Genomic DNA, 20453 nt, shown 5'->3' on the forward strand with positions numbered 1-20453 from the left:
TTATGAGCCACTACTCTTGGGAGGGGGTCTATCGGCTGTTAAGGCCGTTGATAGGTGTCGAGCCAGAACTCGGCGGTTCTCCGGGACACTCATCATAGTCACGTGGTCGCCCGGAATTGGCACGGCATGAATGGCCTCCGCACTCAGAACGCGGTCCCAACCCCGCAGGGGCGCACCCTCTGGATCTATTGAATTTTTGCGAGATCGTGCGCGACGGCTAAGATGCTCGTTGCTATAGAACTGATGTATCTCAATCGGTAGGGATGGTACCTCATACAAGTCCAGCGCCCTATGAAACTGCATGCTCCTTTCATACGTCAGAATGTCGTTCTCGAGATCACGATCCAAATGGATCGCCCCAACTTTCTGGGCCTTTTCAAGGAGCTTAGAAATTGAACTTTGTTCAGCGAAGCGTTCAAGCATTTTGAACTTCTCGTCGTCTAATTCGAGAGATTCCAACAACGCTTCTCGCAACATTTGGGTGGGTGATACGCTTGACGGTTTTGCAGGTAGCACAACATCGATTAGAGCGATGAATGAAACAGCTTCATCAAGATCCAGTAACTGCTGCGCAATGGCGTAGGCCAAGACTCCTCCTGATGAATATCCAGCGAATCGATATGGACCTCGTGCCTGAATCTCTCTAATCGCCAAATTTACTTGCGAGGCTATCTCTTCAAGATCTGGAACTCGAACTTCACTGAATTGGGGCCATGGCAAAGCGTAGACAGGACATTCTACGTTCATTTCCTGGACCAAACTGGGGACATAGGAGCAGTCGCCCAAACCTGTGGGAACAAAGAACAGTGGCGGCTGCAATCCGGTTGCTCGAACACAAATCACTCTCGAACTGCTGGGCTGTGGTTCCAATTGAGTCTTTGATGCAAGTTCCTTTAGAACGGGGGCTTGGAAGAGGTCGGCGGCACTGAACTTGAGCCCAAGATCAAGTGCGCGACTGAGCAATTGCACAGCTAGCAGGGAATGGCCGCCGAGCGCAAAGAAGTTGTCGTGGCGCCCGATGCGCTCCACACCGAGAAGCTCGGCCCAGATCTGTGCCAGCGTGGTCTCGATCTCGCCCTGCGGCGGCTCATAGGCGCGATGCGCATACGCCTCCTCGCCCGGGGCCGGCAGCGCGTTCCGATCGACCTTGCCGTTCACCGTCAGCGGCAGCCCCGCCAGCCGCACGAACGCAGACGGCACCATGTAGTCCGGCAGCCGCGCACTCAAGTGTGCGCGCAAACCCCCGGCAAGATCAGATTCCTCAGCTTCGGGGGCGACGACATACGCAACGAGCCGCTGCTCGCCGCGGCCATCCTCGCGCGCCACCACCACCGCATCACCCACCGCCGGATGCTCGAGGAGCCGCGCCGCGATCTCGCCCGGCTCGATCCGGAAGCCGCGGATCTTCACCTGCTCGTCGTTGCGCCCCAAAAACTCCAGATTGCCGTCCGCCAGGTAGCGTGCCAGGTCGCCGGTCCGGTACAGCCGGTCGCCGTCCACAAAGGGGCTGGCGATGAACCGCTCCGCCGTCAGCTCAGGGCGGTTCAGGTAGCCCCGCGCCACCCCCGCACCGCCAATGCAGAGCTCGCCCACCGCCCCGAACGGCACCGGCTCCCCATGATCGTCCAGCAGATAGATCCGAAGATCGGGAATGCGCCTTCCGATCTGACTGCCCGAATCGGTGGTGTCAGACTGATCAAGAGACCGATAGGTGACATGCACGGTCGTTTCCGTAATACCGTACATGTTGATCAATTGTGGTGCACGATCTGAATGCCTTGCATACCACGGCTTCAGAATCGATGGCTCCAGAGCCTCTCCACCCAAAATAACGTAGCGAAGGCGGTTTCGAGCACCGCGCTGACGCTCCAGATCCACAAGAGCTTTAAAAGCCGAAGGGGTCTGATTCAGAACTGTAACGCCGGACTTGCAGATGAGATCATCGAAGTCAGGAGCAGAGCGAGCGGTGTCGCTCGGCACAAGAATCAAACGACCGCCATAACGCAGTGCGCCCCACAACTCCCACACCGAGAAGTCGAACGAGAAGGAATGGAACAGGCACCATACGTCCTGTTCAGTGAACCCATACCATTCCTGCGTCGCCTCGAACAAACGAACGATCTGAGCATGCTCGACCATGACGCCCTTGGGCGTACCGGTGGATCCCGAGGTGTAGATCACGTAGGCGAGATGGCGGGAGGTGAGGCCGAGCGCGCGCGTATCCGGATCCGATTCCGGCAGGCTGGCCCAGGCCGGTGCCGCCGCATCGAGCTCCAGCACGCTCGCATCGAGGCCCACATCGCCCAAGGCGGCGCGGCCCGCCGCATCGGTCAGCAGCAGCCGCGGCGCCGCATCCTCCAGCACCTGGCGCAACCGCGCCGACGGATAGGCCGGGTCCAGCGGCACATACGCCCCGCCGGCCTTCAGGATCGCCAAAAGCCCCACCACCATCAGCGGACTGCGCGCAACGCAGATTGCCACCGGCTGATCCGGCTTCACCCCGAGGGCGATCAGATGATGCGCCAGCTGGTTGGCGTGCGCATTGAGCGCGCCATAGCTTACGCGCTGGTCCTGATAGACCAGCGCCACCGCCTCCGGCGCCTTGCGCACCTGCGCCTCGAACAGCTCCTGGATGCACTTGTCCGCAGGATACGGTGCCGCCGTCCGGTTCAGCTCCTCCAGCAGATAGGTACGCTCGTCCGCTGGCAGGATGTCCAGCTCCCGCACCGGCGTGTCCGGCGCCCGCTCCAGCGCCTCTGCCAGCTGCTCGAGCGCCCGCTGCATGTAGCCGCAGATCCGATCCGCCGAGATAGGCTCCGCCACCTGCGCCGTCAGCCCGAGCGCCTCGCCAAAATCCTCCACTGACAAGGTCAGCGGATAATTGGTGCGCTCCTCCCCGCCCAGCCATTCCACGCCCACCAGACTGTCATCGGTTGCGGTGGCGACCGCCGCGGTGTTGTGGCGGTAGTTCAACAACGCGCTGAACAGCGGCGCCGGCGCCGCAATGGCACTGCAGCGCTGCGCCAGCGCCAGCGAGGCATGCTCATGTGCCAGCAGCTCGGCCAGCCGGGCATGCGTGGTTCGCACGCTCGCCTCGACCGCAGTCCCATCAAGATCAAGCCGCAGCGGCAGGGTGTTGATGAACAGCCCCATGGCGCGGTCGGCGCCGGCGTTGCCCTGCAGGCGGCCGAACAGCACCGTGCCGAACACCACCTGCTCGCGGCCGCTGCTGCGCGCCACCACCTGCCCCCACGCCAGATGGCACAGGCTTGCCAGACTGACGCCCAGCCGCCGCGCCTGTTCCCGCAGCCGCGCATGGAGCGCCGGCGGCAACAACCGATGCGCCTCACGAACCCCGCCGCCGTCGCCGCGCACCTCGCTCAAGCCGAACGGCGTGGTCGGCTCGTCGATGTCGGCCAGCAGCTCCCGGAAGAACGCTTCGTCCGCCTCGGCATCACCGCGTAGATGCACCTGCGCCACCAGATTGCGGAACGGCTGCGGCGCCGGCAGCTCATGCTGGCGCCCCTCCAGCTCGGCCCGGACCTCAGCATGCATCACGTCCAGCGTGGTGTGATCCCCGATCAGATGATGCTGCAGCTCCAGCAGCAGCCAGCGCGCGCTGCCGGGCTCGCGCGCAATCACAAACCGCAGCAGTGGCGCCCGGCCAAGCTCGATGCGGTGCCGGCGCGGATCAAACCGCTCCCTCAGCTGCTCGGCGCCAGCACCATGAGCGCCATCCAGCTCGACCTCGGTCACCTCCAGTTGCGCCTTCCGCCACACCACCTGGGCCGGCTGCGACAGCCCCTCCCAGACAAACGAGGTGCGCAGGATGTCATGCCGATCCACCACCCGCTGGACCGCGGCAAGATAGCGCTCGAGCAGCCCACGCTCGGCAAACGCCATCTGCGATACCAGCAGGTATGGATCGCCCTTTGCCGCCAGCAGATGATGGAACAGGATGCCGTCCTGCAGCGGCGACAGGCCGTAAATGTCCTGGATGTTGCCAACCCCGCCGGGCACCGTGGCGATGATCCGGTCGATCTCGTCCTGTGCCAGCCCGATCAGCGGCAGCATCTGTGGCGTGATCGCCGCACTCCGTTCGGTGATCAGGTTGGCCGGGACCGCCACCTCCTGATGGTGGCCGAGGCTTGCGGCCAGATCCGCCAGCACCGGCTGGGCGAACAGGGTGCGCACTTCGATGCCCAGCGACCGCCGCCGCAGAAGCTCCATCAACTGTACCGCCAACAGCGAGTGGCCGCCCAGTTCGAAGAAGTGATCGTGGCGCCCGATGCGCTCCACACCGAGAAGCTCGGCCCAGATCGTTGCCAGTGCCGTCTCGATCTCGCCCTGCGGCGGCGCGTAGGCGCGATGCGCATACGCCTCCTCGCCCGGGGCCGGCAGCGCGTTCCGATCGACCTTGCCGTTCACCGTCAGCGGCAGCCCCGCCAGCCGCACGAACGCAGACGGCACCATGTAGTCCGGCAGCCGCGCACTCAAGTGTGCGCGCAAACCCCCGGCAAGATCAGATTCCTCAGCTTCGGGGGCGACGACATACGCAACGAGCCGCTGCTCGCCGCGGCCATCCTCGCGCGCCACCACCACCGCATCACCCACCGCCGGATGCTCGAGGAGCCGCGCCGCGATCTCGCCCGGCTCGATCCGGAAGCCGCGGATCTTCACCTGCTCGTCGTTGCGCCCCAAAAACTCCAGATTGCCGCCCGCCAGGTAGCGTGCCAGGTCGCCGGTCCGGTACAGCCGGTCGCCGTCCACAAAGGGGCTGGCGATGAACCGCTCCGCCGTCAGCTCAGGGCGGTTCAGGTAGCCCCGCGCCACCCCCGCACCGCCAATGCAGAGCTCGCCCACCGCCCCGAACGGCACCGGCTCCCCATGATCGTCCAGCAGATAGATCCGAAGATCGGGAATGCGCCTTCCGATCTGACTGCCCGAATCGGTGGTGTCAGACTGATCAAGAGACCGATAGGTGACATGCACGGTCGTTTCCGTAATACCGTACATGTTGATCAATTGTGGTGCACGATCTGAATGCCTTGCATACCACGGCTTCAGAATCGATGGCTCCAGAGCCTCTCCACCCAAAATAACGTAGCGAAGGCGGTTTCGAGCACCGCGCTGACGCTCCAGATCCACAAGAGCTTTAAAAGCCGAAGGGGTCTGATTCAGAACTGTAACGCCGGACTTGCAGATGAGATCATCGAAGTCAGGAGCAGAGCGAGCGGTGTCGCTCGGCACAAGAATCAAACGACCGCCATAACGCAGTGCGCCCCACAACTCCCACACCGAGAAGTCGAACGAGAAGGAATGGAACAGGCACCATACGTCCTGTTCAGTGAACCCATACCATTCCTGCGTCGCCTCGAACAAACGAACGATCTGAGCATGCTCGACCATGACGCCCTTGGGCGTACCGGTGGATCCCGAGGTGTAGATCACGTAGGCGAGATGGCGGGAGGTGAGGCCGAGCGCGCGCGTATCCGGATCCGATTCCGGCAGGCTGGCCCAGGCCGGTGCCGCCGCATCGAGCTCCAGCACGCTCGCATCGAGGCCCACATCGCCCAAGGCGGCGCGGCCCGCCGCATCGGTCAGCAGCAGCCGCGGCGCCGCATCCTCCAGCACCTGGCGCAACCGCGCCGACGGATAGGCCGGGTCCAGCGGCACATACGCCCCGCCGGCCTTCAGGATCGCCAAAAGCCCCACCACCATCAGCGGACTGCGCGCAACGCAGATTGCCACCGGCTGATCCGGCTTCACCCCGAGGGCGATCAGATGATGCGCCAGCTGGTTGGCGTGCGCATTGAGCGCGCCATAGCTTACGCGCTGGTCCTGATAGACCAGCGCCACCGCCTCCGGCGCCTTGCGCACCTGCGCCTCGAACAGCTCCTGGATGCACTTGTCCGCAGGATACGGTGCCGCCGTCCGGTTCAGCTCCTCCAGCAGATAGGTACGCTCGTCCGCTGGCAGGATGTCCAGCTCCCGCACCGGCGTGTCCGGCGCCCGCTCCAGCGCCTCTGCCAGCTGCTCGAGCGCCCGCTGCATGTAGCCGCAGATCCGATCCGCCGAGATAGGCTCCGCCACCTGCGCCGTCAGCCCGAGCGCCTCGCCAAAATCCTCCACTGACAAGGTCAGCGGATAATTGGTGCGCTCCTCCCCGCCCAGCCATTCCACGCCCACCAGACTGTCATCGGTTGCGGTGGCGACCGCCGCGGTGTTGTGGCGGTAGTTCAACAACGCGCTGAACAGCGGCGCCGGCGCCGCAATGGCACTGCAGCGCTGCGCCAGCGCCAGCGAGGCATGCTCATGTGCCAGCAGCTCGGCCAGCCGGGCATGCGTGGTTCGCACGCTCGCCTCGACCGCAGTCCCATCAAGATCAAGCCGCAGCGGCAGGGTGTTGATGAACAGCCCCATGGCGCGGTCGGCGCCGGCGTTGCCCTGCAGGCGGCCGAACAGCACCGTGCCGAACACCACCTGCTCGCGGCCGCTGCTGCGCGCCACCACCTGCCCCCACGCCAGATGGCACAGGCTTGCCAGACTGACGCCCAGCCGCCGCGCCTGTTCCCGCAGCCGCGCATGGAGCGCCGGCGGCAACAACCGATGCGCCTCACGAACCCCGCCGCCGTCGCCGCGCACCTCGCTCAAGCCGAACGGCGTGGTCGGCTCGTCGATGTCGGCCAGCAGCTCCCGGAAGAACGCTTCGTCCGCCTCGGCATCACCGCGTAGATGCACCTGCGCCACCAGATTGCGGAACGGCTGCGGCGCCGGCAGCTCATGCTGGCGCCCCTCCAGCTCGGCCCGGACCTCAGCATGCATCACGTCCAGCGTGGTGTGATCCCCGATCAGATGATGCTGCAGCTCCAGCAGCAGCCAGCGCGCGCTGCCGGGCTCGCGCGCAATCACAAACCGCAGCAGTGGCGCCCGGCCAAGCTCGATGCGGTGCCGGCGCGGATCAAACCGCTCCCTCAGCTGCTCGGCGCCAGCACCATGAGCGCCATCCAGCTCGACCTCGGTCACCTCCAGTTGCGCCTTCCGCCACACCACCTGGGCCGGCTGCGACAGCCCCTCCCAGACAAACGAGGTGCGCAGGATGTCATGCCGATCCACCACCCGCTGGACCGCGGCAAGATAGCGCTCGAGCAGCCCACGCTCGGCAAACGCCATCTGCGATACCAGCAGGTATGGATCGCCCTTTGCCGCCAGCAGATGATGGAACAGGATGCCGTCCTGCAGCGGCGACAGGCCGTAAATGTCCTGGATGTTGCCAACCCCGCCGGGCACCGTGGCGATGATCCGGTCGATCTCGTCCTGTGCCAGCCCGATCAGCGGCAGCATCTGTGGCGTGATCGCCGCACTCCGTTCGGTGATCAGGTTGGCCGGGACCGCCACCTCCTGATGGTGGCCGAGGCTTGCGGCCAGATCCGCCAGCACCGGCTGGGCGAACAGGGTGCGCACTTCGATGCCCAGCGACCGCCGCCGCAGAAGCTCCATCAACTGTACCGCCAACAGCGAGTGGCCGCCCAGTTCGAAGAAGTGATCGTGGCGCCCGATGCGCTCCACACCGAGAAGCTCGGCCCAGATCGTTGCCAGTGCCGTCTCGATCTCGCCCTGCGGCGGCGCGTAGGCGCGATGCGCATACGCCTCCTCGCCCGGGGCCGGCAGCGCGTTCCGATCGACCTTGCCGTTCACCGTCAGCGGCAGCCCCGCCAGCCGCACGAACGCAGACGGCACCATGTAGTCCGGCAGCCGCGCACTCAAGTGTGCGCGCAAACCCCCGGCAAGATCAGATTCCTCAGCTTCGGGGGCGACGACATACGCAACGAGCCGCTGCTCGCCGCGGCCATCCTCGCGCGCCACCACCACCGCATCACCCACCGCCGGATGCTCGAGGAGCCGCGCCGCGATCTCGCCCGGCTCGATCCGGAAGCCGCGGATCTTCACCTGCTCGTCGTTGCGCCCCAAAAACTCCAGATTGCCGCCCGCCAGGTAGCGTGCCAGGTCGCCGGTCCGGTACAGCCGGTCGCCGTCCACAAAGGGGCTGGCGATGAACCGCTCCGCCGTCAGCTCAGGGCGGTTCAGGTAGCCCCGCGCCACCCCCGCACCGCCAATGCAGAGCTCGCCCACCGCCCCGAACGGCACCGGCTCCCCATGACCATCCAGCAGATACACACGCGTGTTCGCAATCGGACGGCCAATCGTTTCAACGACAACGTCCCCCCTTCGTATGCAAATCCAGGTCGAGTAGGTCGTTGTCTCGGAAGGACCGTACAGATTACAGATCTTCTCGACACCACTGCTCTCAAATGCCTTCGCGATGAGATCCGCCTTCAGCCGCTCGCCGGCCAAATTGATGACGCTTGTCGAAGCCGGTACTGCTTTCTGATCGAGCAGAGCGGCGATCGCCGAAGGGACGGTGTTGATTAAGGAGACATCCGACTGCGTTTGCGCATTCTCGACAAGGTGCAGCCTGGTTCCTTGCGAGAGTGGAACGAAGCACTCGTAGATCGACAGATCAAAGCTGATCGAGGTGGCAAACAGCGTCCGGCTGATTTCTGATTCCGCAAACACGCCGCTGCTCCAATGCAGCAGGTTGACAGTGCTCCGATGCTCGACCATGACGCCCTTGGGCGTACCGGTGGATCCCGAGGTGTAGATCACGTAGGCGAGATGGCGGGAGGTGAGGCCGAGCGCGCGCGGGGCCGGATCCGATTCCGGCAGGCTGGCCCAGGCCGGTGCCGCCGCATCGAGTTCCAGCACGCTCGCATCGAGGCCCACATCGCCCAAGGCGGCGCGGCCCGCCGCATCGGTCAGCAGCAGCCGCGGCGCCGCATCCTCCAGCACCTGGCGCAACCGCGCCGACGGATAGGCCGGGTCCAGCGGCACATACGCCCCGCCGGCCTTCAGGATCGCCAAAAGCCCCACCACCATCAGCGGACTGCGCGCAACGCAGATTGCCACCGGCTGATCCGGCTTCACCCCGAGGGCGATCAGATGATGCGCCAGCTGGTTGGCGTGCGCATTGAGCGCGCCATAGCTTACGCGCTGGTCCTGATAGACCAGCGCCACCGCCTCCGGCGCCTTGCGCACCTGCGCCTCGAACAGCTCCTGGATGCACTTGTCCGCAGGATACGGTGCCGCCGTCCGGTTCAGCTCCTCCAGCAGATAGGTGCGCTCGGCGGACGACAGCAGCTCAATCCGCCCGACCTCTTGCTGCGCATCGGCAGCCATCGCCCGCAGCAGCGCCAGCAGATAATCCCGCTGCCGCTCGATCGTCGTCTGATCAAACAGCGCGGTGGCATAAGCCAGCGTTCCGGCGATCTCCTCACCCTGCTCGCCAAGGCTCAGCTCCAGATCGAACTTGACCTGATCAATCTCTTCCCCGGCAGCTTCCACACTCAGCCCCGGCAGGTCCAATGACCCAACCGCATTGTTCTCCCAGGCCAGCATCACCTGGAACAACGGCGTATGATCAAGAGCCCGCGGCGGCTGCACGATCTCCACCACCTGCTCGAACGGCAGCTCCTGGTGCTCCTGCGCTCCCAACGCCGTGCGCCGCGTCCGCTCCAACAGCTCCGACACGCTCGGCTCGCCCGACAGGTCCAGCCGGAGCGCCAGGGTGTTGACGAAGAAGCCGATCAGCTCTTCGATCTCGCGGTGCCCCCGATTGGCACTCGGCACCCCGATCACAAGATCGTCCTGTCCCGACAGACGCGACAGCACCGCAGCCCACCCCGCCAGCACGGTCATGAACAATGTCGTGCCATGCTGCCGGCTCAGCCGCTTCAGCCCCCGCGTCAGATCCGCATCAATGATGATCGGGACCGTCGCCCCGGCAAACGACTGTTGCGCCGGCCGCGGCCGGTCCGTCGGCAGCGCCAGACGGGCCGGCGCGCCGGACAGATTGCTGCGCCAATACTGCGCCTGGCGCTGCAGCCGTTCCCCCGACAGCCACTGCCGTTGCCAGGCAGCATAGTCCGGATACTGGATCGCAAGCGGCGGCAGCGGATCGTCCTGCCCAGCCGCGAATGCCCGGTACAGCTGAGTGAGCTCGCCCACCAACACGCCCAGCGACCAGCCGTCCGAGACGATGTGGTGCTGGGTCAGCAGCAACACGTGCGCCTCGTCCGACAGCCGGATCAGCCGGCCGCGGATCAGCGGGCCCCGCGCCAGATCAAACGGCGTGCGCGCCTCCTGCTGGCACAGCTGCGACAGCGCGGCGTCCGCATCCAGCCTGCCCCGCAGATCGTGCTCCACGACCGGCAGCCCCGCCTCCTCCGGCAGAAGCTCAACCCGGAGCTTGCCCTCCGAGGTGACAAAGACGCTGCGCAGCGCCTCATGCCGCGCAAACAAACGGTCCAGGCTGCGTTGCCAGGCGCTGCGGTCGAGCCCACCCTTCAGCCGCCACGCCAGCGGCACGTGATAGTGCGTGCTGCCCTGATCCAGCTGCGCCAAAAACCACAGCCGCTGCTGCGCAAATGACAGCACAAGCGGCTCGTGACGTGACACGGCCACAATCGCCGGCAGCTCTTGCGGACCGCAGCGGCTCAACAGCTCGACGATGCTTGCCGCCAGATCGGCCAGCACCGGTCTTGCAAACAGCGTCCGCAGCGGCAGCTCGACACCCTGCGCCTGCGACAGCCGGCTCGACATCTGTACTGCCAACAGCGAGTGGCCGCCCAGTTCGAAGAAGTGATCGTGGCGCCCGATGCGCTCCACACCGAGAAGCTCGGCCCAGATCGTTGCCAGCGCCGTCTCGATCTCGCCCTGCGGCGGCGCGTAGGCGCGATGCGCATACGCCTCCTCGCCCGGGGCCGGCAGCGCGTTCCGATCGACCTTGCCGTTCACCGTCAGCGGCAGCCCCGCCAGCCGCACGAACGCAGACGGCACCATGTAGTCCGGCAGCCGCGCACTCAAGTGTGCGCGCAAACCCCCGGCAAGATCAGATTCCTCAGCTTCGGGGGCGACGACATACGCAACGAGCCGCTGCTCGCCGCGGCCATCCTCGCGCGCCACCACCACCGCATCACCCACCGCCGGATGCTCGAGGAGCCGCGCCGCGATCTCGCCCGGCTCGATCCGGAAGCCGCGGATCTTCACCTGCTCGTCGTTGCGCCCCAAAAACTCCAGATTGCCGCCCGCCAGGTAGCGTGCCAGGTCGCCGGTCCGGTACAGCCGGTCGCCGTCCACAAAGGGGCTGGCGATGAACCGCTCCGCCGTCAGCTCAGGGCGGTTCAGGTAGCCCCGCGCCACCCCCGCACCGCCAATGCAGAGCTCGCCCACCGCCCCGAACGGCACCGGCTCCCCATGATCGTCCAGCAGATAGATCCGCGTGTTCGCGATCGGACGGCCGATCGGGACAATGGCCTCATCAAACTCAGCCGGACAACTCCAGGTCGTCGCACAAACCGTCGTTTCGGTCGGTCCATAGCCGTTGACAATGGATGCGGCAGGCAGGCATCGGATAAGTTCAGCCTTCGGCAGCTCTCCGGCAAGAATGAGAGCTTGCGACGCCAAATATTCCACATGCTTGCTTTGCTGAAGTAAGGCTGGGGGCAACGTCGCGTGCGTGATGGCTTCGCTTCGCAGATAATCCGATAGCTTGGTGCTCGCTTGACAGAGCTCATCCGCAGGCAAATGCAATGCGGCTCCCGAGCCAAACGCCATTATAATTTCCCAAACACTCGCATCAAAACCAAAGGAGGCAAACTGCACTATTCGGCTGTTTGAACAAACGCCCAAAAGCGTTATCTGAGCCAGCCCCAGATTGACCAAGCTCCGATGCTCGACCATGACGCCCTTGGGCGTACCGGTGGATCCCGAGGTGTAGATCACGTAGGCGAGATGGCGGGAGGTGAGGCCGAGCGCGCGCGGGTCCGGATCCGATTCCGGCAGGCTGGCCCAGGCCGGTGCCGCCGCATCGAGTTCCAGCACGCTCGCATCGAGGCCCACATCGCCCAAGGCGGCGCGGCCCGCCGCATCGGTCAGCAGCAGCCGCGGCGCCGCATCCTCCAGCACCTGGCGCAACCGCGCCGACGGATAGGCCGGGTCCAGCGGCACATACGCCCCGCCGGCCTTCAGGATCGCCAAAAGCCCCACCACCATCAGCGGACTGCGCGCAACGCAGATTGCCACCGGCTGATCCGGCTTCACCCCGAGGGCGATCAGATGATGCGCCAGCTGGTTGGCGTGCGCATTGAGCGCGCCATAGCTTACGCGCTGGTCCTGATAGACCAGCGCCACCGCCTCCGGCGCCTTGCGCACCTGCGCCTCGAACAGCTCCTGGATGCACTTGTCCGCAGGATACGGTGCCGCCGTCCGGTTCAGCTCCTCCAGCAGATAGGTGCGCTCGGCGGACGACAGCAGCTCAATCCGCCCGACCTCTTGCTGCGCATCGGCAGCCATCGCCCGCAGCAGCGCCAGCAGATAATCCCGCTGCCGCTCGATCGTCGTCTGATCAAACAGCGCGGTGGCATAAGCCAGCGTTCCGGCGATCTCCTCACCCTGCTCGCCAAGGCTCAGCTCCAGATCGAACTTGACCTGATCAATCTCTTCCCCGGCAGCTTCCACACTCAGCCCCGGCAGGTCCAATGACCCAACCGCATTGTTCTCCCAGGCCAGCATCACCTGGAACAACGGCGTATGATCAAGAGCCCGCGGCGGCTGCACGATCTCCACCACCTGCTCGAACGGCAGCTCCTGGTGCTCCTGCGCTCCCAACGCCGTGCGCCGCGTCCGCTCCAACAGCTCCGACACGCTCGGCTCGCCCGACAGGTCCAGCCGGAGCGCCAGGGTGTTGACGAAGAAGCCGATCAGCTCTTCGATCTCGCGGTGCCCCCGATTGGCACTCGGCACCCCGATCACAAGATCGTCCTGTCCCGACAGACGCGACAGCACCGCAGCCCACCCCGCCAGCACGGTCATGAACAATGTCGTGCCATGCTGCCGGCTCAGCCGCTTCAGCCCCCGCGTCAGATCCGCATCAATGATGATCGGGACCGTCGCCCCGGCAAACGACTGTTGCGCCGGCCGCGGCCGGTCCGTCGGCAGCGCCAGACGGGCCGGCGCGCCGGACAGATTGCTGCGCCAATACTGCGCCTGGCGCTGCAGCCGTTCCCCCGACAGCCACTGCCGTTGCCAGGCAGCATAGTCCGGATACTGGATCGCAAGCGGCGGCAGCGGATCGTCCTGCCCAGCCGCGAATGCCCGGTACAGCTGAGTGAGCTCGCCCACCAACACGCCCAGCGACCAGCCGTCCGAGACGATGTGGTGCTGGGTCAGCAGCAACACGTGCGCCTCGTCCGACAGCCGGATCAGCCGGCCGCGGATCAGCGGGCCCCGCGCCAGATCAAACGGCGTGCGCGCCTCCTGCTGGCACAGCTGCGACAGCGCGGCGTCCGCATCCAGCCTGCCCCGCAGATCGTGCTCCACGACCGGCAGCCCCGCCTCCTCCGGCAGAAGCTCAACCCGGAGCTTGCCCTCCGAGGTGACAAAGACGCTGCGCAGCGCCTCATGCCGCGCAAACAAACGGTCCAGGCTGCGTTGCCAGGCGCTGCGGTCGAGCCCACCCTTCAGCCGCCACGCCAGCGGCACGTGATAGTGCGTGCTGCCCTGATCCAGCTGCGCCAAAAACCACAGCCGCTGCTGCGCAAATGACAGCACAAGCGGCTCGTGACGTGACACGGCCACAATCGCCGGCAGCTCTTGCGGACCGCAGCGGCTCAACAGCTCGACGATGCTTGCCGCCAGATCGGCCAGCACCGGTCTTGCAAACAGCGTCCGCAGCGGCAGCTCGACACCCTGCGCCTGCGACAGCCGGCTCGACATCTGTACTGCCAACAGCGAGTGGCCGCCCAGTTCGAAGAAGTGATCGTGGCGCCCGATGCGCTCCACACCGAGAAGCTCGGCCCAGATCGTTGCCAGCGCCGTCTCGATCTCGCCCTGCGGCGGCGCGTAGGCGCGATGCGCATACGCCTCCTCGCCCGGGGCCGGCAGCGCGTTCCGATCGACCTTGCCGTTCACCGTCAGCGGCAGCCCCGCCAGCCGCACGAACGCAGACGGCACCATGTAGTCCGGCAGCCGCGCACTCAAGTGTGCGCGCAAACCCCCGGCAAGATCAGATTCCTCAGCTTCGGGGGCGACGACATACGCAACGAGCCGCTGCTCGCCGCGGCCATCCTCGCGCGCCACCACCACCGCATCACCCACCGCCGGATGCTCGAGGAGCCGCGCCGCGATCTCGCCCGGCTCGATCCGGAAGCCGCGGATCTTCACCTGCTCGTCGTTGCGCCCCAAAAACTCCAGATTGCCGTCCGCCAGGTAGCGTGCCAGGTCGCCGGTCCGGTACAGCCGGTCGCCGTCCACAAAGGGGCTGGCGATGAACCGCTCCGCCGTCAGCTCAGGGCGGTTCAGGTAGCCCCGCGCCACCCCCGCACCGCCAATGCAGAGCTCGCCCACCGCCCCGAACGGCACCGGCTCCCCATGATCGTCCAGCAGATAGATCCGAAGATCGGGAATGCGCCTTCCGATCTGACTGCCCGAATCGGTGGTGTCAGACTGATCAAGAGACCGATAGGTGACATGCACGGTCGTTTCCGTAATACCGTACATGTTGATCAATTGTGGTGCACGATCTGAATGCCTTGCATACCACGGCTTCAGAATCGATGGCTCCAGAGCCTCTCCACCCAAAATAACGTAGCGAAGGCGGTTTCGAGCACCGCGCTGACGCTCCAGATCCACAAGAGCTTTAAAAGCCGAAGGGGTCTGATTCAGAACTGTAACGCCGGACTTGCAGATGAGATCATCGAAGTCAGGAGCAGAGCGAGCGGTGTCGCTCGGCACAAGAATCAAACGACCGCCATAACGCAGTGCGCCCCACAACTCCCACACCGAGAAGTCGAACGAGAAGGAATGGAACAGGCACCATACGTCCTGTTCAGTGAACCCATACCATTCCTGCGTCGCCTCGAACAAACGAACGATCTGAGCATGCTCGACCATGACGCCCTTGGGCGTACCGGTGGATCCCGAGGTGTAGATCACGTAGGCGAGATGGCGGGAGGTGAGGCCGAGCGCGCGCGTATCCGGATCCGATTCCGGCAGGCTGGCCCAGGCCGGTGCCGCCGCATCGAGCTCCAGCACGCTCGCATCGAGGCCCACATCGCCCAAGGCGGCGCGGCCCGCCGCATCGGTCAGCAGCAGCCGCGGCGCCGCATCCTCCAGCACCTGGCGCAACCGCGCCGACGGATAGGCCGGGTCCAGCGGCACATACGCCCCGCCGGCCTTCAGGATCGCCAAAAGCCCCACCACCATCAGCGGACTGCGCGCAACGCAGATTGCCACCGGCTGATCCGGCTTCACCCCGAGGGCGATCAGATGATGCGCCAGCTGGTTGGCGTGCGCATTGAGCGCGCCATAGCTTACGCGCTGGTCCTGATAGACCAGCGCCACCGCCTCCGGCGCCTTGCGCACCTGCGCCTCGAACAGCTCCTGGATGCACTTGTCCGCAGGATACGGTGCCGCCGTCCGGTTCAGCTCCTCCAGCAGATAGGTACGCTCGTCCGCTGGCAGGATGTCCAGCTCCCGCACCGGCGTGTCCGGCGCCCGCTCCAGCGCCTCTGCCAGCTGCTCGAGCGCCCGCTGCATGTAGCCGCAGATCCGATCCGCCGAGATAGGCTCCGCCACCTGCGCCGTCAGCCCGAGCGCCTCGCCAAAATCCTCCACTGACAAGGTCAGCGGATAATTGGTGCGCTCCTCCCCGCCCAGCCATTCCACGCCCACCAGACTGTCATCGGTTGCGGTGGCGACCGCCGCGGTGTTGTGGCGGTAGTTCAACAACGCGCTGAACAGCGGCGCCGGCGCCGCAATGGCACTGCAGCGCTGCGCCAGCGCCAGCGAGGCATGCTCATGTGCCAGCAGCTCGGCCAGCCGGGCATGCGTGGTTCGCACGCTCGCCTCGACCGCAGTCCCATCAAGATCAAGCCGCAGCGGCAGGGTGTTGATGAACAGCCCCATGGCGCGGTCGGCGCCGGCGTTGCCCTGCAGGCGGCCGAACAGCACCGTGCCGAACACCACCTGCTCGCGGCCGCTGCTGCGCGCCACCACCTGCCCCCACGCCAGATGGCACAGGCTTGCCAGACTGACGCCCAGCCGCCGCGCCTGTTCCCGCAGCCGCGCATGGAGCGCCGGCGGCAACAACCGATGCGCCTCACGAACCCCGCCGCCGTCGCCGCGCACCTCGCTCAAGCCGAACGGCGTGGTCGGCTCGTCGATGTCGGCCAGCAGCTCCCGGAAGAACGCTTCGTCCGCCTCGGCATCACCGCGTAGATGCACCTGCGCCACCAGATTGCGGAACGGCTGCGGCGCCGGCAGCTCATGCTGGCGCCCCTCCAGCTCGGCCCGGACCTCAGCATGCATCACGTCCAGCGTGGTGTGATCCCCGATCAGATGATGCTGCAGCTCCAGCAGCAGCCAGCGCGCGCTGCCGGGCTCGCGCGCAATCACAAACCGCAGCAGTGGCGCCCGGCCAAGCTCGATGCGGTGCCGGCGCGGATCAAACCGCTCCCTCAGCTGCTCGGCGCCAGCACCATGAGCGCCATCCAGCTCGACCTCGGTCACCTCCAGTTGCGCCTTCCGCCACACCACCTGGGCCGGCTGCGACAGCCCCTCCCAGACAAACGAGGTGCGCAGGATGTCATGCCGATCCACCACCCGCTGGACCGCGGCAAGATAGCGCTCGAGCAGCCCACGCTCGGCAAACGCCATCTGCGATACCAGCAGGTATGGATCGCCCTTTGCCGCCAGCAGATGATGGAACAGGATGCCGTCCTGCAGCGGCGACAGGCCGTAAATGTCCTGGATGTTGCCAACCCCGCCGGGCACCGTGGCGATGATCCGGTCGATCTCGTCCTGTGCCAGCTCGATCAGCGGCAGCATCTGTGGCGTGATCGCCGCACTCCGTTCGGTGATCAGGTTGGCCGGGACCGCCACCTCCTGATGGTGGCCGAGGCTTGCGGCCAGATCCGCCAGCACCGGCTGGACGAACAGGGTGCGCACTTCGATGCCCAGCGACCGCCGCCGCAGAAGCTCCATCAACTGTACCGCCAACAGCGAGTGGCCGCCCAGTTCGAAGAAGTGATCGTGGCGCCCGATGCGCTCCACACCGAGAAGCTCGGCCCAGATCGTTGCCAGTGCCGTCTCGATCTCGCCCTGCGGCGGCGCGTAGGCGCGATGCGCATACGCCTCCTCGCCCGGGGCCGGCAGCGCGTTCCGATCGACCTTGCCGTTCACCGTCAGCGGCAGCCCCGCCAGCCGCACGAACGCAGACGGCACCATGTAGTCCGGCAGCCGCGCACTCAAGTGTGCGCGCAAACCCCCGGCAAGATCAGATTCCTCAGCTTCGGGGGCGACGACATACGCAACGAGCCGCTGCTCGCCGCGGCCATCCTCGCGCGCCACCACCACCGCATCACCCACCGCCGGATGCTCGAGGAGCCGCGCCGCGATCTCGCCCGGCTCGATCCGGAAGCCGCGGATCTTCACCTGCTCGTCGTTGCGCCCCAAAAACTCCAGATTGCCGCCCGCCAGGTAGCGTGCCAGGTCGCCGGTCCGGTACAGCCGGTCGCCGTCCACAAAGGGGCTGGCGATGAACCGCTCCGCCGTCAGCTCAGGGCGGTTCAGGTAGCCCCGCGCCACCCCCGCACCGCCAATGCAGAGCTCGCCCACCGCCCCGAACGGCACCGGCTCCCCATGACCATCCAGCAGATACACACGCGTGTTCGCAATCGGACGGCCAATATGCGGCACTACGTCTTCGGCGAAGAGCCGTCCCGAGGTCGCCACTACGGTAGCTTCCGTAGGTCCATAGTTGTTTATCAGTTTTAGGTTCGGTGCTAGCGATCCAGGAACACGCTGGAGACGATCACCGCCAACAAGCAAGTACTCCACCTTGGAGTTTACCAGCTTATACTCCAATGCGATTGTCGCGAGCGGGGTGATCAAGAAGCCAATGTCAGGTGACTGATCACGCCACCATTGGAGCAGAAGAGAATCTGCTGCTGACGCTCTGGGCGGGAGCAGCAACGTGCTGCGGTTACATAACGCAGACCATAGCTCCCAGGTGCTGGCATCGAACGCTACTCCAGCCGTGAGCGCGCAGCAGGTTTCTGGCTGGCGACAAAAGGTTTGCACATGCCATATTATAAGATTGACCAAGCTCCGATGCTCGACCATGACGCCCTTGGGCGTACCGGTGGATCCCGAGGTGTAGATCACGTAGGCGAGATGGCGGGAGGTGAGGCCGAGCGCGCGCGGGTCCGGATCCGATTCCGGCAGGCTGGCCCAGGCCGGTGCCGCCGCATCGAGTTCCAGCACGCTCGCATCGAGGCCCACATCGCCCAAGGCGGCGCGGCCCGCCGCATCGGTCAGCAGCAGCCGCGGCGCCGCATCCTCCAGCACCTGGCGCAACCGCGCCGACGGATAGGCCGGGTCCAGCGGCACATACGCCCCGCCGGCCTTCAGGATCGCCAAAAGCCCCACCACCATCAGCGGACTGCGCGCAACGCAGATTGCCACCGGCTGATCCGGCTTCACCCCGAGGGCGATCAGATGATGCGCCAGCTGGTTGGCGTGCGCATTGAGCGCGCCATAGCTTACGCGCTGGTCCTGATAGACCAGCGCCACCGCCTCCGGCGCCTTGCGCACCTGCGCCTCGAACAGCTCCTGGATGCACTTGTCCGCAGGATACGGTGCCGCCGTCCGGTTCAGCTCCTCCAGCAGATAGGTACGCTCGTCCGCTGGCAGGATGTCCAGCTCCCGCACCGGCGTGTCCGGCGCCCGCTCCAGCGCCTCTGCCAGCTGCTCGAGCGCCCGCTGCATGTAGCCGCAGATCCGATCCGCCGAGATAGGCTCCGCCACCTGCGCCGTCAGCCCGAGCGCCTCGCCAAAATCCTCCACTGACAAGGTCAGCGGATAATTGGTGCGCTCCTCCCCGCCCAGCCATTCCACGCCCACCAGACTGTCATCGGTTGCGGTGGCGACCGCCGCGGTGTTGTGGCGGTAGTTCAACAACGCGCTGAACAGCGGCGCCGGCGCCGCAATGGCACTGCAGCGCTGCGCCAGCGCCAGCGAGGCATGCTCATGTGCCAGCAGCTCGGCCAGCCGGGCATGCGTGGTTCGCACGCTCGCCTCGACCGCAGTCCCATCAAGATCAAGCCGCAGCGGCAGGGTGTTGATGAACAGCCCCATGGCGCGGTCGGCGCCGGCGTTGCCCTGCAGGCGGCCGAACAGCACCGTGCCGAACACCACCTGCTCGCGGCCGCTGCTGCGCGCCACCACCTGCCCCCACGCCAGATGGCACAGGCTTGCCAGACTGACGCCCAGCCGCCGCGCCTGTTCCCGCAGCCGCGCATGGAGCGCCGGCGGCAACAACCGATGCGCCTCACGAACCCCGCCGCCGTCGCCGCGCACCTCGCTCAAGCCGAACGGCGTGGTCGGCTCGTCGATGTCGGCCAGCAGCTCCCGGAAGAACGCTTCGTCCGCCTCGGCATCACCGCGTAGATGCACCTGCGCCACCAGATTGCGGAACGGCTGCGGCGCCGGCAGCTCATGCTGGCGCCCCTCCAGCTCGGCCCGGACCTCAGCATGCATCACGTCCAGCGTGGTGTGATCCCCGATCAGATGATGCTGCAGCTCCAGCAGCAGCCAGCGCGCGCTGCCGGGCTCGCGCGCAATCACAAACCGCAGCAGTGGCGCCCGGCCAAGCTCGATGCGGTGCCGGCGCGGATCAAACCGCTCCCTCAGCTGCTCGGCGCCAGCACCATGAGCGCCATCCAGCTCGACCTCGGTCACCTCCAGTTGCGCCTTCCGCCACACCACCTGGGCCGGCTGCGACAGCCCCTCCCAGACAAACGAGGTGCGCAGGATGTCATGCCGATCCACCACCCGCTGGACCGCGGCAAGATAGCGCTCGAGCAGCCCACGCTCGGCAAACGCCATCTGCGATACCAGCAGGTATGGATCGCCCTTTGCCGCCAGCAGATGATGGAACAGGATGCCGTCCTGCAGCGGCGACAGGCCGTAAATGTCCTGGATGTTGCCAACCCCGCCGGGCACCGTGGCGATGATCCGGTCGATCTCGTCCTGTGCCAGCTCGATCAGCGGCAGCATCTGTGGCGTGATCGCCGCACTCCGTTCGGTGATCAGGTTGGCCGGGACCGCCACCTCCTGATGGTGGCCGAGGCTTGCGGCCAGATCCGCCAGCACCGGCTGGGCGAACAGGGTGCGCACTTCGATGCCCAGCGACCGCCGCCGCAGAAGCTCCATCAACTGTACCGCCAACAGCGAGTGGCCGCCCAGTTCGAAGAAGTGATCGTGGCGCCCGATGCGCTCCACACCGAGAAGCTCGGCCCAGATCGTTGCCAGTGCCGTCTCGATCTCGCCCTGCG

Annotated in this window: 1 protein-coding gene (running past one end of the window); it reads right to left on the bottom strand. The window is 65.9% G+C overall.

What is annotated here, in order from left to right:
* On the bottom strand, nt 1-20453 hold the 3' portion of the coding sequence (locus tag HAP41_RS48450; RefSeq protein WP_321576693.1) for a non-ribosomal peptide synthase/polyketide synthase. It continues 9325 nt past the right edge of the window; only the last 20453 of its 29778 coding nucleotides appear in the window; the start codon falls outside the window, past its right edge; it ends in the stop codon at nt 1-3.

Source organism: Bradyrhizobium barranii subsp. apii (assembly GCF_011516635.5).
Taxonomy (GTDB): Bacteria; Pseudomonadota; Alphaproteobacteria; order Rhizobiales; family Xanthobacteraceae; genus Bradyrhizobium; species Bradyrhizobium barranii.